The organism is Ketobacter sp. (assembly GCF_003671495.1).
Taxonomy (GTDB): Bacteria; Pseudomonadota; Gammaproteobacteria; order Pseudomonadales; family Ketobacteraceae; genus Ketobacter.
This window is the reverse complement of record NZ_RCHN01000003.1, coordinates 23,204-43,957: the sequence shown is the minus strand read 5'-3', so window position 1 is coordinate 43,957 and position 20,754 is coordinate 23,204. Positions and strand designations below refer to the sequence as shown.

Genomic DNA, 20,754 nt, shown 5'->3' with positions numbered 1-20,754 from the left:
TCGATGAGATCGCATAGCTCCGGCTTCACTCTGGTCGAACTCATCACAGTAATCACCATTATCGGGGTCCTGGCTGTTGTGGTCGGACCCCGTTTTGCTTCCACGGATGTGTTCGATGAGCGCACCTTTTTTGATGACGTGGCGCAGGCGGTGCGTTTTGCCCAGGCCAAAGCCTTGGGCAGCGGTTGCATCACACAGGTGCAGTTCAGCGGTTCGGGTTTCAGCGTCACGGTGGACAGCGACTGCAACAGTGCCGCGTTTTCCGGTGCTGCGGTGGTCAACCCGGATGGATTTGACAGCAGCTACACCGAGCTGAGCCCGTTGCCGGCTGGGGTGTCCTATTCCGCAACGGTGAACCCGTTGCTGTTTGATCCCCAGGGTCGGGCCATGAACAGTGGCCTCGCCATCTTTTCCGGCGAAGCCGTCATCAGTGTGGGCGCGCGGGAACTGCGGGTAGTAGGTGAAACCGGTTATGTATATCAGCCATAAAGGCATGACCCTGATTGAACTGGTGATGGCCATCGCCCTGGCGGGCATTCTGGTGGCTGCCCTGATGTCCTCCTACAGCTCGATCGTTGGCCGCAGTGCCGATCCGATGATTCGCGTGCAGTCCATTGCCATTGCCGAATCCTATCTGGAGGAAGTGCTGCAGAAGCCGTTTCTGGATTCCGCCACCAACAGCCGTTGTCCGGGGGCCAGCGGAGGCCGCAGTACGTTCAACAATGTCTGCGACTACGACGGTTATTCCAGTACCAGTATCACGCTGCCCAATGGCAGCGCAGTATCGTCTTTGAATGGCTACAGCGTCAGCATCAGCGTTGCTGACATCGCTGCCGGCGAGTTGGGAGCCATTCCCACCCATTGCGCCCTGAAGGTCACCGTCACGGTGACCAATCCCATTCAGGATGCCATGTCGTTGACGGGGTACCGCACGGATTATGAAAGCGATCCTGCCTGCAGTTAAGGGTTGCTCCGGGTTCACCCTGGTGGAACTGATCATCGTCATTACCCTGGTGGGGGTGGTGGCGGTGATGGCATCCACCATCATTTCACAACAGATGCAGGGATACGTGGACACCGCGCGCCGGGCTGAGCTGGTGGGTAAGGCCGATGCGGCCCTCAGTCGCATGGCGCGGGATCTGCGTAATGCAGTGCCCCACAGCATTCGGGTCAGCGGCAGTGCCATTGAATGGGTTCCGATCAGCGGGTTCGGCCGCTATCGAAAGTTTCCCACCGGTGGTGCCGGTGATGTGCTGGATTTTTCCGTGGCGGATGAGAGCTTTGATGTGTTCGGCAGTGTGCCGGCGGTGGCCGCGGGCAATCGCATGGTGATCGCCAACAGCGCGGCTGCGGCCAGTGGCTACAACCTGTATCAGGCAGCCAGTGACGGCAGCTCATTACCACTGGGCTCCCATGTGATCACCGCAACCGGAGTGACCCTGTCAGCGGCGGCAGGGGTCATTTCACTCAGCACTCCGTTTCAGTTCTCCCAGGATTCCATCGCCAGCCGCTTTTATATTGTGGATGGCGCCGGCAGCTATGTGTGTAACCTGTCCGACGGTACCTTGCGCCGTTATCAAAGTTACCCCCTGCAGTCCAGTCAGCCCACCAACACGGCTTTGGCCCCTTTGGCGTCCGCCGCCACTGCCCTGCTGGTGGATGCGGTCAGCAATTGTGTGTTTGGTTACACGGCGCTGGATCAGCAGCACGGTCTGGTAACCATCGAGTTGGAACTGAGCCTGGGCAGTGAGTCCATTTCCCTGGTGCGCTTTATTCATGTGGAGAACCGCCCATGAATGGTGTTTGGGTGAAGCGCAAGGGGCGGGGTATCGCCCTGCCGGCGGTGATTTTTCTGATGGTGATCGTCACGCTGCTGGTGGCCAGTATGTCCCGCCTGCTGTCATCGGAAACCGCCACTGCCAACCTGAACCTGCAGGGCAAGCGGGCCTACTGGGCAGCCCAGAGCGCCAATGAGTGGGCGGCGTATTCCATCCACCTGAGCAATGCCTGCCCCACCGTGCCTGCCAATTTCACCATCAACGGGTTCGCCATCACGCTGGCGTGCAGCAGTTTGAGCTATACCGAAGGGGCCAGCAACGGCGTCATCTACACCATCAACACCCGGGCGGTGATGGGCAACGATCCGGCCCAGCCGGATTATGTGTCCCGTTCAGTGGAGGTGATTCTGGATGTGCATTAGTCGCAATCTATGGGCAGGCCCTGGCGTATTACTGTTGGTGCTGCTGTGGCTGGTCAGCCCACGTCTGTGGGCGGCGGAGTGCGCGGCCATCTGGCCGGACCGCGATACTTCCCAGGCTACGGCGCGGGCCACCCTGCCGGCGTTTACCGGCACCACTCAACTGAACCTGAATCGTACCCTGGGGGCTGGCGATTTTCATTTCGCGTCCTCCAGTGAGAGTAGCGGCGACCTGAGTGTGAATGGCGGGCCAAGTACCCGCATCTACATCAACGGTAACCTGATCATCGGTGGCAATACGGATTTGAACCAGAACGGCGACCCAGAAGACCTGATCATTATCGTCAATGGCGACCTCAATTTTAACTCCAGCTGGAATACCATTAATGTCAACGCCATCATTTATGCCACCGGTAATGTGAACCTCAACAACGATGTGGTGGTCAATGGAACCGTGACCGCAGAGGGGTGGGTTAACAACCCCAACCGCATTAATTATGACGCCAACGCCGTGGCCAATGCAGATTTCGGCAGCCTGTGCGGTGGCGCCGAGCCGGTGCTGGAAATGGTCAGCCTGGAGTGCGGTGCCAACGACCGACTGATTGTGAGTTTCAGTGATGCCAGTGGTCAAACCGCCCTGAGCTCCTCGGCAGAAGTGACCTCCAATTATGTATTGCAGGCAGACAGCGGCACGGTGATCGGGATCAGTGATGCCGAGCTGGCGGACAACGGCTTTGAGGTGATCCTGACACTGGCGACACCGTTGACCGCAGGCGAGAACTACACCCTGACGGTGAGCAACATCGCTGATGAAGATGGCACCACACTGGCCAGCGCCAGTGCCTCGGTGTATTTCACCACCACCCAAACCGGATTGGTGGGGGAATATTATTACAACTCCACCCTCACTGATCCGGTGACTGAGTATCGGGTGGAAAGCCAGGTCTATGGCAGCTGGAATTCCAATCAAACCCCCTTTGGCAGTGGCACCAGCGGTTTCTCCATGCGTTGGGAAGGGTACTTTGTTCCCGCCAGCACCGGCACGTACCAGTTCCGTACCTACAGTGATGATGGCGTACGCCTGTGGGTGGACGATCTCAGTGGCACCGGAACCATCAATAATTGGACCGACCACCCGGCCACCTGGGACCAGGGGAGCGGAATGGCCCTGGAGGCGGGCGTCAGTTATCCATTGCGGCTGGAGTACTACAACCGCAGTGCCAATGGCGAAGATGGAGAAATCCAGTTGCAGTGGCGACTCAACAGCGGCAGCTATGGCACCTCATCCGCCGCGTTGAACACCTGTCGGGCGGCCCCGGATGCCACCAACGGCCTGGTGGTGCATTACACCCTGGATGGCCCCACCTGGAACGGCACTGCCAATGAAGTGCTGGACAGCGCCGGCGGCAATGTGCACGGCAACATTGTCAACGGGGCCATCAGTACGCCGGCCCGGGTCTGCAACGGGGCGGAACTGGACGGCAGCAACTTCATCCGCATTCAGGATAACGTGGCACTGGACCTGACTGACGAGCTTACGGTCACCGCCTGGATCAACTTGAGCTCGTTCAGCAATGAGCTGCGCTCCATTCTGTCGAAAGATGAAAACTACGAATTCCATATCGATCGCAACGGCGCGATTTACTGGTGGTGGAACAGCAATGGGGGTACCCGTTCCTTTGATTCCGGTGCCAGCCGTATTACTCTCAACACCTGGCATCATGTGGCCATTGTCTATGCGGACGGCCGCCAGAGTATTTATCTGGATGGCAATGAAGTGGCGTTCCGCACCTACAGCGGAGAGACCCTGATCACCAATGCGGACCCATTGGAAATCGGTGCTGATCAGGGCTTAACTAATCGCAACTGGGTGGGCCAGATTGACGAAGTGAAAATCTTCAAGCAACCGCTGACCCAGGCCGACGTGCAGGATGTGATGAACGAAACCCATCCCTGTGCCAACGCCCTGGATGCCTTTACGGTTACGGCGGCGGCCAGCGCCAGTGTCTGCGCCCCCACCACCGTCACCATCACCGCCACGCAAGCCGATGGCAGCACCTACAGCACCTTCACCGGCGCCGTGGACATTGCCACCAGCAGCGCCCATGGGAACTGGTCCATCGCCAGCGCCAGTGGATCGTTGAGCCCCAACCCCGACAACGATGATAACGGTGCGGTGCAGTACACCTTCGTCAGCGGGGATAATGGCAGCGCCCAGCTCTACCTCAGCAATACCCATGCGGATCAGTTGACGGTAACGGCCACCGAAAACGGCGGCACCGCCACCGGTACTTCTGGCACCATCACCTTCAGTGAAAACGCGCTGCAGATTGATGTGGTGGATGCCTGGGGGTCGGATTTTGTGGCTGGCCGTGATCATGCGTTGCGGGTACAGGCATTGCGCCTGGACCCCAGCACCGGCCGTTGCGGTCTGTTCACCGAATACCAGGGGGATATCGATCTGAAAGCCTGGATCAGCCGCAGTGCGGAAGACCCCGGCGGTGCGGCTCCGGCCATCACCACCACCGGCGCTAATCAGGCATTGCCCAACGCTGAACCGGCCGCCAATAATGTGACCCTGAATTTCAGCGCGGGTGAGGCGTTCGCCGATTGGGTGACCACCGATGTGGGTCAGTATGGCCTGACACTGAAGGACGACAGCAGCGGATTGCTGTTGGATATCAATAACAATCCGTTGCCCATCGAAGGCAGCCTAAGCCCGTTCACCGTGCGCCCCTTTGGTTTTTATCTGGAGGCCGTGGGCAACCCCGCCGCCGTCGATGCCAATGGCGGTGCTTATGTGCGGGCGGGGGAAAGTTTTACGCTGAATGTGACCGCTGTGGGTTATCGTCCGGATCAATCCGCTGAAGACAGCGACGGCGATCATCACCCTGACCCGGGCGCCAACCTGTCGGATAATCCGGTTACAGCCGCCTTCGGCCAGGAACAAAACGGCGCTGCCGAATCGGTGGCCTTAAGTGCGACACTGTTGTTACCCGCTGCAGCCGAAGCACATGACCCCGGCCTGTTGGGCACCACCACGGTGAGTGGATTCAGCGCGGGCACGGCCGCCACCACCGTACGCTATGACGAAGTGGGTATCGTCCAGCTCAATGGCGTGCTGGCGGATACCAGCTATCTGGGCGCCGCCAATGTGCGCGGGCAGATTGCCAATGTGGGGCGCTTCTATCCGGCTTATTTCTCGGCGACGGACAATGGTCCGGCGCTGCGGGATGCCACCGGCAGCTGGACCTGCCCGTTCACCTATCAAGGCCAGCCGTTCGGTTTTGATTCGGAACCTCTGATCACGGTGCAGGCCTTTAACATGAATGGCGATGTCACGGAGAACTACAGCGCGGACTTTTGGAAACTGGATGTACCGACCCACAGCATTGTGCTGGACGTCAGCAGCCTGCCCACGGGTTCCGCCTGTGAAAGCGGGGGCGCGGTGGTGGCCGGTTGCCTGACGGAAAACAGCGCCACGGTGAGCAGAGCCTGGAGTGTCAACAGTGACTATGACGGCAATGGTGTGGTGGTGACCGGTGACCACAGCCTGATCCTGAACAAATTGAACCTCACCCCGGATGGTGGAGATGTGCCCTACAGCCCGGCCCTGGATTATCGGTTAACGGCGGCTGCCCTCACCGATGATGACGGAGCCTGTTATCAGGCCTCGGGTCAACCCAACGGCAGTTGTGCGGATTACCTGATCGACGACATCACCGGCACCGACATCCGTTGGGGCCGGGCCTGGGTGGACAGCGCCCTGGGCAGCGTGCTGACGCCCCTGCCGGTGACGTTACGCCTGCAGTACTGGAACAGCAGCGCCCGGTTCCAGTTGAACGAAGACGATGATTTCACCACCTGCAGCGGCACCCTGGTGCAGTCCGCGGATTTGTCTTTAAGCAATTACAGTGGTGAGCTCAATGCGGGAGAAACCAGTGTGAGTACGGTCACCGGTTATCCGGGATATTACATCAGCACGCTGAGCGCCCCTGGCTACCAGGGCAATACGGCCAACGCCGGCAGTGTGCTGTTGAACTGGGTGCCGGAGACCTGGCTGCAGTTTGATGTTGATGGTGATGGGGCCAGTGAAGACCCGGCCGGGGTGGCCACCTTTGTAGGGCAACCGGCGAACCAGCCTGTGCTGTTCCGCCGGGAACGTTTCCGCTGAGGCGCGGCCGTTATATTTTGCTGGCTATGCCGATGGAAAATCCGCTGATCTCCACACCGTCCTTGTCGTAGTAGTTCATGTATTCCACGTTCAGGCTCATTTTGCGATCTAGGCTCAGATCAGCGCCGAAGCCCCAGGAAACATCGGTTTCGCTTTCGGAATCACTACCGAAGTAGTCATTGGAATATTCCAGTTCCGTGCGGGTGAAGCCCAGTACTGCATAAGGGAAAAAACCCGAGCCCACTGGCGCACCTGCTCGCAAATAGCCGCCGATCATGCTGTTCAATTCTACGTCAGTGTCAAAAATACCTGAACCGATACTGTCGTCACCAACCCCCAGGGACACCCGCACTTCACCTCCGATATTGTCGTTCATCATGCTGCCCAGGCGGCCGGTGATGCCGGTGAGGGAGGCCTCTTCGCTGATGTCTTGAAATTCCGCATCCACAAACAACACACTGCCGCCTACGTAAGGATCGGCGGCCATGGCGGAACCGGCGGCCAACAGGGCCAGGGCAAAGGCGGAATGGGTTACTGTTTTATTCATGATATTCTCTCCGTTGGTCAAAGGTGGGCCATTGCCCACTGGGCGTGTTTATACCATAGGCGCTGCAAACTGAATATGAGCTGAATCAGATCTCCGGCCTTGGGGGGTTCAGCTGAATGAAATAATGCAGCGGCAGAATGACCAGGCGTTGATCAGGGTCTAAGATGGCCACCCGGTCCGGTGGCTAAACTGGAACTCGTTTTACCAACCAAAAAAGGGAATCGTATGCTTGTGGCACTGGGCACCGTGTTGGGCGGCGTCGGCATATTTTTGCTGGGTATGATCTATCTCACCGACGGTCTGAAACAATCCGCCGGGGAAAAGCTGGATGAGTACCTGCATCGGGGGACCAATACCAAACGGCGGGGCTTCTTTTCCGGCTTTCTGCTGACGGCGCTGGTGCAGAGTTCCAGTGTGATCACCGTGGCCACCATTGGCTTTGTCAACGCCCGCCTGTTGACCATGGGGCAGGCGGTGTGGGTGGTGTTCGGCAGTAACGTGGGCACCACCATGACCGCCTGGATCGTGGCGTTGATCGGTTTCAAAATCAATGTGCAGGTGTTCGCGCTGCCCATGGTGGGGTTGGGGGCGTTCATCCACATTCTGTCCAAGCAGGCCCAGTGGCGCGCGCTGGGGGGAGCTCTGGCGGGTTTCGGCCTGTTGTTCGTGGGTCTGGATTTTATGCAGGCCAGCATGAAAGGCTACGAGGAACAATTCCTGTTTCTGGACGAAGGCAGTTTCGATCTGCAGCACGTGATTATCCTGCTGCTGATGGGCTTTCTGATGACGGTGGTGATGCAGTCCTCCAGTGCCTCCATGGCGATGATCCTGACGCTGGTGAACGGCGGGGTGATTCCGCTGCCGTTGGGTGCGGCGGCGGTGATTGGCGCCAATGTGGGCACCACCTCCACGGCGCTGCTGGCCACCATCGGTGCCACTGCCAACGCCAAGCGGGTGGCCTGGGCGCACGTCAGTTTCAATGTGGTGGCGGCGGCGGTGGCACTGTTGTTGCTGCCGCTGGTGTCCACGGTATTCACAACCGCCTACAACCGCGAGCTGGCCGGCGGCAACGCAGCGTTCTGGCTGGCCATATACCATTCCCTGTTCAACCTGTTGGGGGTGCTGATCATGATCCCGCTGGAGCCGCGGGTGACCCGCATGCTGACCCGGCGCTTTAAAAAGCGGGAGGGTGCGCATTTTCAGTTGCGCTACCTGGACAAGAACATCGTCTCGATGCCGCCGTTGGCATTACAGTCCATCAGTAAGGAGCTGGACAACCTGGCGCAGCTGGTGGCCTCGGTGATTGTGCGGGAGGAGAAGGGGCCGGATACCCACGACCAGATCGAGCAGCTGCAGCGCCTGTTGGAACAGTTCGACGGCTATGTGGTGGCCACGCTGCGTCAACCCATGGCCCCCATCAACGCCGATGCGTTCAGTAAAATCATCAAATCCAGTCAGAGCCTGCTCAATGCCCTGCAATGGTATCAACTGACCCTGCAACAGGGCGCCCGCCCCAAAGATCCGGCCATTGAGCAGATACTGCTGCCGTTTGAACTGAGCTTTCGCGAATTTATTCAGGCGGTGGCGGCGGAAGAGGATCACCTGCGCATTCAGCAACGCCTGGAGCAGGTGTTGGCAGAAGCGGAACGGGTCAACCGGGATGTGTTCACCCGTCTGCGGGGGCATGCGGTGTTCAGCAGCGATGTCAGTCTGGCCACGCAATGGGTGGCGTGGCATCGGCGCATTGCCCAGCAGATGATGAAGGTGCTGCGTCGGGTTGAGGAAATTGATGACCTGATGCATCCACAGGAACCATCTGTTACCTTAGAGCAAAATCAAACAGCGGAAAATTAAGCCCGGAGTGGCCTGCAAGCCGCTTCTGGCAACGCATCCTGGTGGTGAATCTCATGATCAAATCAGTCGCAATAACGGGCGCTTCTTCCGGCATCGGCAAAGCCATTGCCTACGAGTTTGCCCGCCGTGGCGCGAACCTGGTGTTGCTGGCGCGACGGCTGGAGCTGCTGCAAGCGCTGGCAGACGACATCCGGGCCCAATACCCCGCGCTGCAGGTGCATTGCCTGGCGCTGGATGTGGCCCAGACGGAAACCCTCTACCCGACCCTGGAGCAGGCGCAGTCATTGCTGGGGCACCTGGATTGTGTGATTGCCAATGCGGGCATCACCGGGGTGAATAAAACCGGTGCCGGTGACTTTAGCCGTGATCAGCAGATCATCCAGGTCAACCTGGTGGGGGGCATGGCCACCATCGACGCTGCCGCACGTCTGTTCCGCCAACAGGGTGGGGGCACGGCGGTGGGCATCTCGTCGGTGTCGGCGTTCCGGGGCATTCCCGGCAGCGCGGCCTATTCCGCTTCCAAGGCCGGCTTCAGCAGTTATCTGGACACCACCCGGATTGAGCTGAAAAAACACGGCATTCAGGTGATCGCCGTGCATCCGGGCTTTGTCAAAACCGAAATCGCTCCCAACATGGAAAAATATCCGTTTGTCATCAGCGCTGAACAGGCAGCGCGGGACATTGTCGACGGCATCGTCAAAGGCAAGTCCAACATCATTGTTCCGGCCCTGCCCTGGTCGGTGTTGGGGCGGGTCATTCCCTTCATGCCCGACGCCGTGATCGAGAAGGCGTTCTGATGGAATCCAGCTGGCTGGCCATGGCCAAGCGGTTGCAGGCATTGGCGGCCACCGGGCGTCACTTCACCCGTTGTCCGTTCGATCTGGAGCGCTATCAGGAAATCGAAACCATTGCCCTGCAGATGCTGGCGGATCTGGGCTCGGTGCCGCTGGAGCGTATTGCCGGCCTGTTTGACGAAGGCGATCCCGGCTATGTGACGCCAAAGGTGGAAGTGCGGGGCGCGGTGATCCGTGACGGCCGCATCCTGCTGGTTCAGGAAAAGGAAGACGGTCGCTGGGCCATGCCCGGGGGCTATGCGGATGTGGGCATTTCCGCCGCCGGTAATGTGGAGAAAGAAGTGTGGGAGGAAGCCGGGCTGGAGGTGAAGGCACAGCAACTGTATGCCCTGCGCCACAAAGCCCGGGGGAACTATCCTCCCGATAGCCGGGATTTCTATAAACTGCATTTTCTGTGTGAGTGCGTGGACCCGGCGGCGGCTCCTTCTCCGGGGGTGGAAACCGTGCGCGCCGAATTCTTTCCAGCGGACGCATTGCCGCCGCTCTCCCTGGGTAAAAACCTGCCGGAGGACATCGCCGCGGCGCTGGCCTTTGCGGCCGATGGCCGCTTGCGCTCCTGGTTCGATTGATGCGTACAGGCTGATCCGGTTAGGTATATCAAAATCGGGTCTCAGTCGAATCCTTTATAACCCCTGAACGACGTTGTTCTCGTTGCCTGGTTATCTACACTTACAGATAGCAAGGGAATTGCACGAGGGTCGACTGTGGCGATGCAAAAAGTTCTGGTGGTGGACGACGACGGGCTGGTGCGCAAGCTCGTATGCCGCGCGTTATCCAGCGAGTATGAGATCCTGACCGCCGCCAATGGGGCAGAGGGATTGGATAAAGCCACCACGGAAAACCCCGACTTCGTGCTGCTGGATGTGGAAATGCCCGGCATGAACGGCTTCGAAGTGTGTGAACGCCTGAAGCAGAACCCAGCCACCCAGGACAAGCCGGTGTTGTTCCTGTCCGGCCTCAGTGGCATCCAGCAGCGCATGCTGGGCTATGAAAAGGGGGCAGCGGATTTCCTGGTAAAGCCGTTTGAGGCCAGCGAACTGTTGGCCAAACTGCGCCTGCTGGGGCAGTTCAAACGCGATCGTGAACAGTTGGACCAGAAAGCCCGGCATGCTTCCGCCACGGCGTTGACCGCCATGCGTGGCTCCAGTGAACTGGGGCTCGCCATCCAGTTTATCGAAGCCACCTATAACGTCACCGATTTTGAGACCATCGCCCGGCGCTTCTTTGATGTCACCAACCAGTTGGGCCTGAATTGTGCGTTGATGTTCCGCACCCGTGGTGGACCCAACTTCTTCAGTGCCAAAGGCGCGGTATCCCCGCTGGAAAAAGAAGTCATCAGCACGCTGTATGACGCCGGCGTGCGCTTTAACGACTTTGGCCACCGCACTCAGATCAATTATTCCCGCGTGGCGCTGCTGATCAAGAACATGCCCATGGACGATCCGCAGGCCTATGGGCGGTATAAGGATTTTCTGCCCACGATGTTGGGGTCCACCGATGCCAAAGTGAAAGCCCTGAACACCGAAATGGCGTTGGTGGAGCAAACCCGAAACCTGACCCAGTCCTTTAATGTGGTGCGGGAAACCCTGGTGCAGGTGGGGGCGAATCTGCAGTCCAGCCAGAGTGAGGTGCTGAATCTGTTGGAGACCACTATTCAGGGACTGGATCAACGAATCCCCACCCTGGGGCTGGATGAGGACCAGGAAAAATATCTGATCAATACCCTGGATGGGGCGTTGCTGTCATCACAACGCATCATCGACGGCGGCGAAAGTGCCCGCGCAGCGTTTCAGACGGTGTGCCGGTTGCTGGAACACCTGGCGGACCGGCAGAACAAGTTATTGCATGAGGTGGTGCAGGAGGAGAAGACGCTCCATTCGAGTGGAGCGCCTGAAGACAGGGAAATCAGCAGCGACGTGGAGTTGTTCTGAGCGGATTACTCGTCGCTGTCATTCGTCGCCATCGTCGTCATCATCGGAATTGTTGCCGTTCATTCCCAGCTCCTTGATCTTGCGGGTCAGAGTGTTACGCCCCCAGCCCAGCAATTCAGCCGCGTCCCGACGCCGTCCAGCGGTATGTTTCAAGGCCGTCTCAATCATAATGCGCTCAAAGGCCGGTACCGCTTTATCCAGCAGCCCGCGCTGACCTCGGGCCAAAGCCTGGTCTGCCCAGGCCCGCAGGCCCTGTTCCCAATTGGAAGAGGCATCCTGTGAACCGTGGGATTCCTGCAGCTCCGGTGGCAGGTCGCTGATCAACACCTCGCGTCCGGAAGCCATCACCGTCAGCCAGCGGCAGGTGTTTTCCAGTTGCCGCACGTTGCCCTTCCAGTCCAGGGTCATCATGTATTCTTCGGTTTCCGGCAGCAGCACCTTGGTTTCCACATTCAGTTCCTTGGCCGCTTTCTGCAGGAAGTGCCCCGCCAGTTGTGGAATGTCCTCCCGCCGCTCGTTCAGCTTCGGCAGGTGCACACGAATGACGTTGAGGCGGTGGAACAAGTCTTCCCGGAACTTGCCGTCTTTCACCAGGTTTTCCAGGTTTTGGTGGGTGGCGGCGATGATGCGTACATCCACTTTGACGGCGGTGTGGCCACCCACACGATAGAAGGTGCCGTCCGCCAGCACCCGCAGTAACCGGGTCTGGGCATCCAGGGGCATATCGCCGATTTCATCAAGGAAGAGGGTGCCGCCATTGGCCTGTTCAAACCGACCCTGACGCTGCGCGGCGGCGCCGGTGAAAGCGCCTTTCTCATGTCCGAACAGCTCGGATTCAATCAGGTCCTTGGGAATGGCCGCCATATTCAGGGCGATAAAGGGTTTGTCGGCCCGCGGGCTGTGGCGGTGCAGGGCGCCGGCCACCAGTTCCTTACCGGTTCCCGATTCCCCATTGATGAGTACGGTGATGTTGGAATGGGACAGCCGGCCGATGGCACGAAACACTTCCTGCATGGCCGGTGCTTCACCGATGATGTCGGTGTTGTTGTTGATGACCGGTTCCCCGCTGCTGGCCTGTTGCTCCTGGCTGTGGGTCACGGCCCGCTTCACCAGTGAGACGGCATCGTCCAGGTCGAAGGGTTTGGGCAGGTATTCGAAGGCGCCACCCTGGTAGGATTGCACGGCGCTGTCCAGGTCCGAGTGGGCGGTCATGATGATGACCGGCAGATTGGGATAGTTATCCTGGATATGGGCCAGCAGGCCCAGGCCGTCGGTGCCGGGCATGCGCACATCGGTGATGATCACGTCAGGCTGTGTATTACGCAGCTTGTTTAGGGCTGAGTCGCCGGACTCAAAAGTGGAGGTGTTGATGCCTTCCTGTGATAAGGCCTTTTCCAGTACCCAGCGAATGGATTTATCATCATCAATAATCCAGACGTTTTCTTCACCCTGCATGATTTACGCTCCAACATTGGTATGCTCTTCCGGTTGTTCCAGAGGCAGCAAGAGTCTAAAAATGGTTTTGCCCGGGTTGCTTTCACATTCCACCAACCCGTGGTGTTGATTAATAATCGATTGCGAGATGGATAACCCCAGACCGGTCCCGCTGGCGCGGCCACTGATCATGGGATAGAACATGGTTTCCTGCATTTCCTTGCTGATGCCGGGGCCGTTGTCCTCGATTTCCACCAGCAGGATCAGGCGGTGGCGGGTATGGCCGATGGTGAACTGGCGCAGGGCCCGGGTGCGCAGGATGATGGTGGGGCTCTCCTGTTCCTCAAACTCGGTCAAGGCCTGTTTGGCGTTGCGCACCACGTTGAGAATGGCCTGGATCAATTGATCCTTGTCGCCACACATCTCCGGCAGGCTGGGGTCGTAGTCCCGCTCGATGGACACCGGATCGCCGGTTTCCGCCGTCAGCACCGAGCGTACCCGTTCCAGGATTTCGTGGATGTTGACCTGGGCCCACTTGGGTAACTTGCGCGGCCCCAGCATCTGATCCACCAGATTGCGCAGGCGGTCCACCTCCGCGATGATGATGTCGGTGTATTCCCGCAGGGAGTCATCTGGCAGTTCCCTTGCCAGAAGCTGTGCTGCCCCACGTATCCCCCCTAAAGGATTCTTGACCTCATGGGCCACCCCCCGTACCAGGGCGCGGGTGGCATGATGAGCGTTAATCAGGTTGTCTTCCCGGCTGATCCGCATCAAGCGATCCAGGGGCCGCAGCTCCAACAACAGGCTGTGGTTGTTGGTCGATTCCCGGATCGGCGTGATGGTGTAGTCCACGGTGGCCAGCTGCGGGTTGTTCAGGATGTAGACCTGCGCTTCCCGTTTGGTGAAGGGGTGCAGGTCCCGCAGGGCGTTTTCCAGATCCGCCTGGGTACTCTGGTCCTTGTCGTTGATCAGGGCGTTGATGCTCATGCCCGCCAGTTGCGATTGGCTGGCGGCCATCAGTTGCTCCGCAGCGGGATTAACGTATTGAACCTTCATTTGTTCGTCCAGCAACACCACGGCCGTGGTGAGATGGTCCATCAAACGACGTGGTTGATCGTAATTGTTTGATACCCTTGCTGTATTCACTGGATTCATCGGGACCTCAGATACTATGGGAGTTGCCAATGCAAAAACTAAACCACCTATGCAATCACGGGTTGAAGTTGGTGCGTCTGGTGAAAGAATGTGTCTGGTTTCCGGGCTTGCCTGCTTTTCAGATCCCTGTTTTGGCGCCAGCAAAGCGCTGGAATCCGGGTTGATTTGGCACACGGGCACCTGGGATGCCCTTTATTGGGTTTCCCAGGTGGTGATATCAGGGGATTTTAGGGAATTTTGGTGTTGGAGTGAACCAAAATGGTGCGACTGGATTTTAGGGGCTTTTTCTTGGTGCCGGTTTGGGAGCGGGAGCGAGGGTGGGGGCAACGGCGGAGCGTTTGACATAGAAGGTGATGCTGTCACTTTTGCCCACTTCTTTGCCGTGGTTGTCAATGGCGCTCACGTGGGCCACATACTCCCCCCGGTCCAGGTTGCTGATGTTGAAGGTGGTGGCACGCTGGGGCTTGCCATAGGGTACGCCGTTGAACACCAGCTGCACCTTGTCGTTATTGCGCAGGTTGGGTGATACCGCCACCTGCACGGTCACTTGACCACCGTTGTTGATGAAGTGCTCCCCATCGCTGGGAATGATGATGGTCATCTTGTTGTAACTGAACTTGTCGTCTTCCGGAGCGGCCACCGGAGCCGTATCAATTTTGGGGATGATGGCGGGTATGGTGGGCACCGGCTGCACATCCATTTTTTCAGCCCCCTCGGTGGGCTCGTCAGTAAACACGGTGTTGCCGCTGGCATCCTTGTACTTGTAGACCGTTTCTGCCGTCGCCGGCACGGCAACCAGGGCCAGGAGGGTGAGGATCACCGGGGTACGGATCATGGTGTTGCTCCATCGGTTGTTGTTATCTACTCATTAAAAACCATTTTCGGCACCAGATACAAAAAAAGCTCCCTATTTTGGGAGCTTTTTCCGTTCCGGGCTGATCGCAGCAGCGATTAGCAGGAGTAGTACATCTCGAACTCAACCGGGTGAGTGGTCATGTTCAGCTTCTCGACTTCGGCGCGCTTCAGGTCCACGTAACCGGCGATCATGTCTTCAGTGAACACGCCACCTTCCATGAGGAAGTCTTTGTCGGCTTCCAGGGCGTCCAGAGACATGGTCAGGTAGGAAGACACAGTGGGGATCAGCTTGCCTTCTTCCGGAGGCAGGTCATACAGGTCTTTGTCCGCCGCGTCGCCGGGGTGGATCTTGTTCTTGATACCGTCCAGGCCGGCCATCAACATGGCAGAGAATGCCAGGTAGGGGTTGGCGGAAGGATCAGGGAAGCGAACTTCGATGCGGCGCGCTTTCGGGCTGCTGACCCACGGAATACGAATGGAAGCAGAACGGTTGCGGGCAGAGTAAGCCAGCATAACCGGCGCTTCAAAACCGGGCACCAGACGCTTGTAAGAGTTGGTGGACGCATTGGTGAAGGCGTTGATGGCGCGGGCGTGCTTGATGATGCCGCCGATGTAGTAGAGGGCTTCTTTGGACAGGCCCGCGTATTCGTCACCGGCGAACAGGTTTTTGCCGTCACGGGACAGGGACTGGTGCACGTGCATACCGGAACCGTTGTCACCCACCAATGGCTTGGGCATGAAGGTGGCGGTTTTGCCGTAAGCGTGTGCTACGTTGTGTACGCAGTATTTCAGGATCTGAACTTCGTCGGCTTTTTTTACCAGGGTGTTGGGGCCAACGCCGATTTCACACTGGCCGGCGGTGCCCACTTCGTGGTGGTGTACTTCGATGGTCAGGCCCATTTGTTCCATGGCGGCACACATGGCGGCGCGCAGGTCGTGCAGGGAATCCACCGGAGGCACGGGGAAGTAACCGCCTTTCACACCGGGACGGTGACCGATGTTGGAACGGTCGAAATCTTCATGGGAAACCCAGGCGGCTTCTTCAGAATGGATGGCGTACATGGAACCGCTCATGTCGGATTTCCAGGTAACGGAATCGAACACGAAGAATTCCGGCTCGGGGCCGAACAGGGCACCGTCGGCGATGCCCGTGGACTTCAGATACTCTTCTGCACGACGGCCAACAGAACGGGGGTCACGCTCGTAGCCCTGCATGGTGGCAGGCTCAACGATGTCGCAACGCAGGTTCAGTGTGGTTTCATCTGTGAAGGGGTCGATGACCGCAGTGCTGTCATCAGGCATCAGGATCATGTCGGATTCGTTAATGCCTTTCCAGCCGGCAATGGAAGAACCATCAAACATTTTGCCGTCGGTAAAGAAATCGTCTTTGATTTCGCTTACCGGCAGGGAAACGTGTTGCTCTTTACCACGGGAATCAGTGAAGCGCAGGTCAACCCAACGAACGTTATTTTCTTTAATAAGAGAAGTGGTCTTTGCAGACATTCTGAAGTGTCCTCCAATTGGAATTTGAAATTAGGGGGTGTGACCAAGTGAAGAAGTCCTGTCGATTCCCCCTCGGGTCTTCGACAGCCCCAACCGGCAGGTGCGAAAAGGAATCTGATCCACGCTGCGGGTGTTCTGGTCTTGCCATAAGCAAAGCAAACTATTTGCCACTGGGTTTTACCGGGTAGGGGCCCCGGTGGGCAACAGTAAGATTTTTTTGGGGCCGTGTCCAGCCCACAAATGGTGCGGGCCCGGAGTTTGTCGCGCAGGCTGTAACCCTGAGTTGTCAAGGCGTTGGGCCATGCGCTGTTCATCACAGCACCAACTTGGAGCGCTACTCGCCGGGGTCACCGCAGACCTCGATCACCACCTCGATCTCCCGTGCCTGTTCCTGGCTGGACAGGATGGTATGGCCGTTGACCCGGCACCAGGCCGGGATGTCGTGCAGGACACCCGGGTCGGTGGCCAGTACCCGCAGCCGGTCTCCCGGCGTCAGTTGTTGGATGGCATTCTGGGTTTTGATGACGGGCATGGGGCAGAGCAGCCCGCGGGCGTCCAGTTCGTGTTGGGTCATGATCTATCCTCCGGGCGCCCATGATAGCGGCGCAGCGCCGGATTGGAAATTGGAAATGGCAAAGCCCCTGGCGGGGCTTTCCTCATCAGGACCAGTTCTTCAGCAAATTGTTGTACTGCTTGACCAATGTGGTCCAGACCTTCTTCTTGTTGTTCTCATCCTGCTTCAGCAGTTTGTTCTGGTCCTTCTCATCGATGCGGGCCTGCTTTTTGGCTTCGTAATCGGTGATGGCGTCGGTCAGGTCCTGGGTGGTGCTGAGAACGGCCGGCTCCTGGGCTTCTGCCGTGCTGGCGAAGGCGTCTGCCTGGTCGCTGTAGCTGTTGTACAGGGCCATAAAGTCGTTGTACTTGGCCTGGTAGGCGGCTTTGCCGGTGGCGTTGTACTTGTCCAGTTGAACCTGGGCCTTCTGCAGGTAGTTGGCCGCTTTCTTGGCCGCCTTGGCCTGGTCCTTCAGCGATTTTGAGTAGGCCTTGGCGGCGTCCTTGGCACTTCTCTTGGCGTCTTTCACCGCCACCTTAGCCGCTTTCTCTGCTTCTTTCTTGGCGGCGTAGGCGGCATCGCTGTCCAGTTTGGCTTGCACGGCGTCGTTGTAGGCGGTTTCCGCATCATTCATCTGGCCATGGGCGATTTGCAGCTCGGATTGCACCGTGGCGTTGGGGTCACCGAAGAAATTGGCAATCTGCGGGCCGGTGATGTTCAGGGCAAAGCGGGCATCGGCGCCCTGGGACTGAAACCGGTCCACGCCGCAGGGCAGGCCTTTGCAGGTGATGTCGGGGTTGGAGAATTTGTAGACTTTGCCGGTCCAGTAATCCACGTTGAATTCCGACTGGTAGGCCATGATGGTGGTGAACTGGCTGTTGACGCCGTGGCCCAGAGCATAGCTCAGGGTGCCGCCGGAGCCGTCCTGCTTGCGGGAATGGCGTAATCCCATGTTGTGCCCCAGCTCGTGGGCAGTCACGTAATCGCCGCAGGAATTCACGGCCACGTGGCTGTACTGATAGTTCTTGATGTACGGCGCCGAGAAATCACCGTTGGTGTTCATGCCGCCGATCCAGGCCAGTCCGCAGCTGCCATGATTGGCATGATAGGGGCGGAACAGTACCACCATGTCCGCTTCATGCACTTCGCGCAATCCGGCAATGGAGCTGAAGGCGCCGCTGCCGTTGGTGATGTCGTTGAGGGCGGTTTCGGCGTTGTTGGTGTCGGTGTAATTCACCTGCACACTGTGCTTGATGTTGAGTTGCAGGTCGATGCCACTGTCGCTGTAAATCTGGTTGGCGGTGGCCACCAGGTGATTGAAGCGGGTCATGGGGTCGCCGGCATACAGGTCGTTGGTGCCGCTGGTATAGACGATCAGCAGATCGATGGTGGCTTCGGCATTAGCCTGCAATGAAAAGGGAAACAGGAAGGCCAGGGTGGCCAGGGAGCGGGTTACGGTTTTTGAAAATAAGTGTGTCATGAAACGTCTGCCTCGTTTGACTTTACTGAAAATCCTCCATGATTCACAAGTAATTGCGCGCATCCTTTAAAGTCATTTTTCCGTGTGCGGTGATCAGGTTTCCATATGGGTATCATCCTCGTCCTGTTGTGAGTGGCTTTGGTGTTGTGCTGGGTGTTGACTATGCTGCTCTGGAATTTCCAGAAAATCCTCGTGTCCGGGTCGGGTCAGCTCGTGTTCCGCCGGATTCTTGTAGAGCCAGCCGACACCCTCCACCGATTCCATGGAGTAACTGCCTTCCGGCGTGGTGATCATGGCAAAGGTCGAAGTCTTCCCGTAGGTCATCACCACCGGATAGTCGTCTCCGTAACCGTCCAGGTGGCCACTCCAGGAGTAATCGCCGTTGCGGGTGACCGTGCTGTTTTTCACGTTGACGGTGACCTGCTTGCCGTTCAGCAGCGTCAACTGCACCCGTTCGCCCTCGCCAGGGTAGGTGGCGGCCGCATCGGTGTTCACCACCTCGTATTCGCGGACGTCGTCGTGCAGCATGAATGATGGAGTGCGCTGCTGCTTGGGGTCCGGTTGCCAGGGGCGGTTCACCGTGGCAGAGGCCGTGGCGCCGGTGGCCGCGGGCCCGGGCAGGTCATCGAATGCTGCGTCGGGCTCCGCCTCGATGGCGTCCGCCAGGGCCAGTGCCTGTTGTGCTGCTAACAGGGTGGGGTTCTGGTTCGCGCTGCGAGTGGGGGTGCTGGTGTTGTGTGCTGCCGATGGCTCACCGGCAGCAGAAACAGGGCGTTGTTCTCCACTGCTGGCCAGTGCCGCAGAAGGCGCTGCCGGTAGGGAAAACCCGCTTTGCTGGTAGGCAATAAAGCCGCCGATCCCGGCCACCAGAAAGTATCCGGCGGTGATGAATTTGTGACTGCCAAGCATGATGCACTCGCACAACGTGTAGGGCTAACTCTGATGAAAAATAGACCCCAACCGTGACTGCCGCCACAAAATCAGAAAAACAGCTCAAGAAAATCTCAATGCGGCCGTGCATGAAACCAGCAGGCATAAAAAACCAAATTCAATTTGTCTGCCCGCTTACTCCGGCGTGGTGACAAACCCCAGTTTTTCGATACCGGCCCGCTGCACTGCTGCCATCACCCGGATCATATGCTCATAGGCCACTTGCTTGTCTCCCCGCAGGTGTATTTCCGGTTGCTCCGGGGCGCCGGCCGCCACCTGCAGCCGTTGTTCCAACACCTCGAACGACACGGTATCGTCGTTCCAGTGAAGGTTGCCGTCGGCGGTCACACTGATGGCGACGGTTTTGGGCTTCAGTTCATTGGGGGTGTTGCTGGCCTGGGGCAGATCCACTTTGACGGAGTGGGTCAGCACCGGCACCGTGATGATAAAGATGATCAGCAGCACCAGCATGACGTCCACCAACGGCGTCATGTTGATCTCGCTCATGGCCTCTTCGTTGTCGTCCAGTCCACTGCCAAAAGCCATCTTATTTCGCCTCGCGCTTGGGCAGTGCGGTCACGTTTTTGCCGCTGCTTCTGGCAATGGGGGAGCCGGTCAGGAAGAAGGCGTGCAACTGATGGGCAAACCGGTTGAGGCGGCCCAGGATCAGTTTGTTTTGCCGCTGCAGGGCGTTGTAACCCAGCACCGCCGGAATCGCTACCGCCAGGCCGAAGGCCGTCATGATCAGCGCCTCGCCCACCGGGCCTGCCACTTTGTCGATGCTGGCCTGGCCGGAGACCCCAATACCCACCAAAGCGTGATAGATGCCCCACACGGTGCCGAACAGCCCTATAAAAGGGGCGGTGCTGCCCACGGATGCCAGGATGGACAAGCCACGTTGCAATCGTTCTGCACTCTCGTCAATGGAACCCCGCAGGCTGGTGGTCAGCCAGTCCGCCAGGGGCAGTTTGCCGTGCAGGTCTTCCTGGTGGGTGGCGTGGTGGTCCAGGGCGATCTGCCCATCCTCCGCCAGTTGATAAAACGGGTTGTGGCTGCGGCCCCGCCCCAGAATCTGCATGCCTTCCCCCAGGCTGTGGGCGTGCCAGAAGTTCTGGATCGAGCCGGCCACCCGGCGCAGACTCAGCAAACCCAGGGAGCGCACCAGAATCACGTACCAGGATAAGACCGACATCACCAGCAGCATGATGGCGACGCCTTTGATGACCGGGTCCCCCTGTTCCCACAGGGCGGCAATGCCGTAGGGGTTGTTTTCCATTTTGCTTTCTC

The 20,754-nt window shown here is 58.5% G+C and carries 19 protein-coding genes; 9 read left to right on the top strand and 10 right to left on the bottom strand.

The annotated features are described in order from the left end of the window. The first annotated feature begins 3 nt into the window (after positions 1 to 3). The 5 genes from D9N14_RS00780 to D9N14_RS00760 are packed head-to-tail and all read left to right on the top strand — an operon-like array spanning position 4 to position 6,371. On the top strand, positions 4 to 489 hold the full coding sequence (locus D9N14_RS00780; protein WP_290575801.1) for a GspH/FimT family pseudopilin: 486 nt from the start codon (positions 4 to 6) through the stop codon (positions 487 to 489). After that, a complete protein-coding gene (locus tag D9N14_RS00775; protein ID WP_290575799.1) occupies positions 473 to 964 on the top strand; it encodes a type II secretion system protein in 492 nt (163 codons plus the stop codon). Before D9N14_RS00780 ends, D9N14_RS00775 begins: the two co-directional genes overlap by 17 nt. Next, positions 939 to 1,796: a type II secretion system protein J gene (locus D9N14_RS00770; protein WP_290575796.1), complete on the top strand. Its 858-nt coding sequence runs from the start codon at positions 939 to 941 to the stop codon at positions 1,794 to 1,796. The genes D9N14_RS00775 and D9N14_RS00770 overlap by 26 nt, the downstream gene beginning before the upstream one ends. Further along, on the top strand, positions 1,793 to 2,200 hold the full coding sequence (locus D9N14_RS00765; protein ID WP_290575794.1) for a hypothetical protein: 408 nt from the start codon (positions 1,793 to 1,795) through the stop codon (positions 2,198 to 2,200). Before D9N14_RS00770 ends, D9N14_RS00765 begins: the two co-directional genes overlap by 4 nt. After that, a complete protein-coding gene (locus tag D9N14_RS00760; RefSeq protein WP_290575792.1) occupies positions 2,190 to 6,371 on the top strand; it encodes a DUF6701 domain-containing protein in 4,182 nt (1,393 codons plus the stop codon). Before D9N14_RS00765 ends, D9N14_RS00760 begins: the two co-directional genes overlap by 11 nt. A 10-nt stretch (positions 6,372 to 6,381) precedes the next feature. Here the strand turns inward: D9N14_RS00760 and D9N14_RS00755 are convergent, their stop codons facing one another. Beyond that, entirely contained in the window at positions 6,382 to 6,918 is a 537-nt protein-coding gene (locus tag D9N14_RS00755; protein ID WP_290575790.1) for a porin family protein, read from the bottom strand. A 225-nt stretch (positions 6,919 to 7,143) separates the two neighbouring features. On the opposite strand from D9N14_RS00755, the gene D9N14_RS00750 reads away from it, so the two are divergent. From D9N14_RS00750 to D9N14_RS00735, 4 genes are all read left to right on the top strand, one after another. Beyond that, positions 7,144 to 8,772: a Na/Pi cotransporter family protein gene (locus D9N14_RS00750; protein ID WP_290575788.1), complete on the top strand. Its 1,629-nt coding sequence runs from the start codon at positions 7,144 to 7,146 to the stop codon at positions 8,770 to 8,772. Positions 8,773 to 8,825: 53 nt separating this feature from the next. Beyond that, a complete protein-coding gene (locus tag D9N14_RS00745) occupies positions 8,826 to 9,569 on the top strand; it encodes an SDR family NAD(P)-dependent oxidoreductase (protein WP_290575786.1) in 744 nt (247 codons plus the stop codon). Next, on the top strand, positions 9,569 to 10,195 hold the full coding sequence (locus D9N14_RS00740) for an NUDIX hydrolase (protein WP_290575784.1): 627 nt from the start codon (positions 9,569 to 9,571) through the stop codon (positions 10,193 to 10,195). The genes D9N14_RS00745 and D9N14_RS00740 overlap by 1 nt, the downstream gene beginning before the upstream one ends. A gap of 141 nt (positions 10,196 to 10,336) precedes the next feature. Continuing rightward, positions 10,337 to 11,557, top strand: coding sequence for a PleD family two-component system response regulator (locus D9N14_RS00735; RefSeq protein WP_290575876.1), 1,221 nt, complete (start codon positions 10,337 to 10,339; stop codon positions 11,555 to 11,557). Positions 11,558 to 11,575: 18 nt separating this feature from the next. On the opposite strand, the gene glnG is transcribed toward D9N14_RS00735, so the two are convergent. The 9 genes from glnG to D9N14_RS00690 all read right to left on the bottom strand — a co-directional run bounded on the left by glnG (position 11,576) and on the right by D9N14_RS00690 (position 20,743). Beyond that, on the bottom strand, positions 11,576 to 13,012 hold the full coding sequence (glnG, locus tag D9N14_RS00730; protein ID WP_290575782.1) for a nitrogen regulation protein NR(I): 1,437 nt from the start codon (positions 13,010 to 13,012) through the stop codon (positions 11,576 to 11,578). 3 nt (positions 13,013 to 13,015) lie between these two features. After that, positions 13,016 to 14,146, bottom strand: coding sequence for a nitrogen regulation protein NR(II) (gene glnL / locus D9N14_RS00725; RefSeq protein WP_290575780.1), 1,131 nt, complete (start codon positions 14,144 to 14,146; stop codon positions 13,016 to 13,018). Positions 14,147 to 14,420: 274 nt separating this feature from the next. Then, positions 14,421 to 14,981: a DUF4124 domain-containing protein gene (locus D9N14_RS00720; RefSeq protein WP_290575778.1), complete on the bottom strand. Its 561-nt coding sequence runs from the start codon at positions 14,979 to 14,981 to the stop codon at positions 14,421 to 14,423. A 116-nt stretch (positions 14,982 to 15,097) separates the two neighbouring features. Next, positions 15,098 to 16,504, bottom strand: coding sequence for a glutamate--ammonia ligase (gene glnA, locus D9N14_RS00715; protein ID WP_290575776.1), 1,407 nt, complete (start codon positions 16,502 to 16,504; stop codon positions 15,098 to 15,100). 334 nt (positions 16,505 to 16,838) lie between these two features. After that, the gene (locus D9N14_RS00710; protein WP_290575774.1) at positions 16,839 to 17,078 is read right to left on the bottom strand and encodes a sulfurtransferase TusA family protein; all 240 of its coding nucleotides are present in this window, start codon (positions 17,076 to 17,078) and stop codon (positions 16,839 to 16,841) included. Between the two features lie 85 nt (positions 17,079 to 17,163). After that, a complete protein-coding gene (locus D9N14_RS00705; protein ID WP_290575772.1) occupies positions 17,164 to 18,537 on the bottom strand; it encodes a zinc-dependent metalloprotease in 1,374 nt (457 codons plus the stop codon). Positions 18,538 to 18,630: 93 nt separating this feature from the next. Further along, positions 18,631 to 19,446, bottom strand: a complete 816-nt coding sequence (locus D9N14_RS00700) for a hypothetical protein (RefSeq protein ID WP_290575770.1) — start codon at positions 19,444 to 19,446, stop codon at positions 18,631 to 18,633. Positions 19,447 to 19,602: 156 nt separating this feature from the next. Then, entirely contained in the window at positions 19,603 to 20,013 is a 411-nt protein-coding gene (locus D9N14_RS00695) for an ExbD/TolR family protein (RefSeq protein WP_290575768.1), read from the bottom strand. A 1-nt stretch (position 20,014) separates the two neighbouring features. Continuing rightward, positions 20,015 to 20,743 (bottom strand): MotA/TolQ/ExbB proton channel family protein, encoded by a 729-nt coding sequence (locus tag D9N14_RS00690; protein ID WP_317622558.1) that lies wholly within the window; start codon positions 20,741 to 20,743, stop codon positions 20,015 to 20,017. Between the last annotated feature and the right edge of the window lie 11 nt (positions 20,744 to 20,754).

What these genes read in the sequence shown, in the direction of transcription:
- D9N14_RS00780 (WP_290575801.1), top strand. Translation starts at nt 4, where the DNA reads ATGAGATCGCATAGCTCCGGCTTCACTCTGGTCGAACTCATCACAGTA.
- D9N14_RS00775 (WP_290575799.1), top strand. Translation starts at nt 473, where the DNA reads ATGTATATCAGCCATAAAGGCATGACCCTGATTGAACTGGTGATGGCC.
- D9N14_RS00770 (WP_290575796.1), top strand. Translation starts at nt 939, where the DNA reads ATGAAAGCGATCCTGCCTGCAGTTAAGGGTTGCTCCGGGTTCACCCTG.
- D9N14_RS00765 (WP_290575794.1), top strand. Translation starts at nt 1,793, where the DNA reads ATGAATGGTGTTTGGGTGAAGCGCAAGGGGCGGGGTATCGCCCTGCCG.
- D9N14_RS00760 (WP_290575792.1), top strand. Translation starts at nt 2,190, where the DNA reads ATGTGCATTAGTCGCAATCTATGGGCAGGCCCTGGCGTATTACTGTTG.
- D9N14_RS00755 (WP_290575790.1), bottom strand. Translation starts at nt 6,918, where the DNA reads ATGAATAAAACAGTAACCCATTCCGCCTTTGCCCTGGCCCTGTTGGCC.
- D9N14_RS00750 (WP_290575788.1), top strand. Translation starts at nt 7,144, where the DNA reads ATGCTTGTGGCACTGGGCACCGTGTTGGGCGGCGTCGGCATATTTTTG.
- D9N14_RS00745 (WP_290575786.1), top strand. Translation starts at nt 8,826, where the DNA reads ATGATCAAATCAGTCGCAATAACGGGCGCTTCTTCCGGCATCGGCAAA.
- D9N14_RS00740 (WP_290575784.1), top strand. Translation starts at nt 9,569, where the DNA reads ATGGAATCCAGCTGGCTGGCCATGGCCAAGCGGTTGCAGGCATTGGCG.
- D9N14_RS00735 (WP_290575876.1), top strand. Translation starts at nt 10,337, where the DNA reads ATGCAAAAAGTTCTGGTGGTGGACGACGACGGGCTGGTGCGCAAGCTC.
- glnG (WP_290575782.1), bottom strand. Translation starts at nt 13,012, where the DNA reads ATGCAGGGTGAAGAAAACGTCTGGATTATTGATGATGATAAATCCATT.
- glnL (WP_290575780.1), bottom strand. Translation starts at nt 14,146, where the DNA reads ATGAATCCAGTGAATACAGCAAGGGTATCAAACAATTACGATCAACCA.
- D9N14_RS00720 (WP_290575778.1), bottom strand. Translation starts at nt 14,981, where the DNA reads ATGATCCGTACCCCGGTGATCCTCACCCTCCTGGCCCTGGTTGCCGTG.
- glnA (WP_290575776.1), bottom strand. Translation starts at nt 16,504, where the DNA reads ATGTCTGCAAAGACCACTTCTCTTATTAAAGAAAATAACGTTCGTTGG.
- D9N14_RS00710 (WP_290575774.1), bottom strand. Translation starts at nt 17,078, where the DNA reads ATGACCCAACACGAACTGGACGCCCGCGGGCTGCTCTGCCCCATGCCC.
- D9N14_RS00705 (WP_290575772.1), bottom strand. Translation starts at nt 18,537, where the DNA reads ATGACACACTTATTTTCAAAAACCGTAACCCGCTCCCTGGCCACCCTG.
- D9N14_RS00700 (WP_290575770.1), bottom strand. Translation starts at nt 19,446, where the DNA reads ATGCTTGGCAGTCACAAATTCATCACCGCCGGATACTTTCTGGTGGCC.
- D9N14_RS00695 (WP_290575768.1), bottom strand. Translation starts at nt 20,013, where the DNA reads ATGGCTTTTGGCAGTGGACTGGACGACAACGAAGAGGCCATGAGCGAG.
- D9N14_RS00690 (WP_317622558.1), bottom strand. Translation starts at nt 20,743, where the DNA reads ATGGAAAACAACCCCTACGGCATTGCCGCCCTGTGGGAACAGGGGGAC.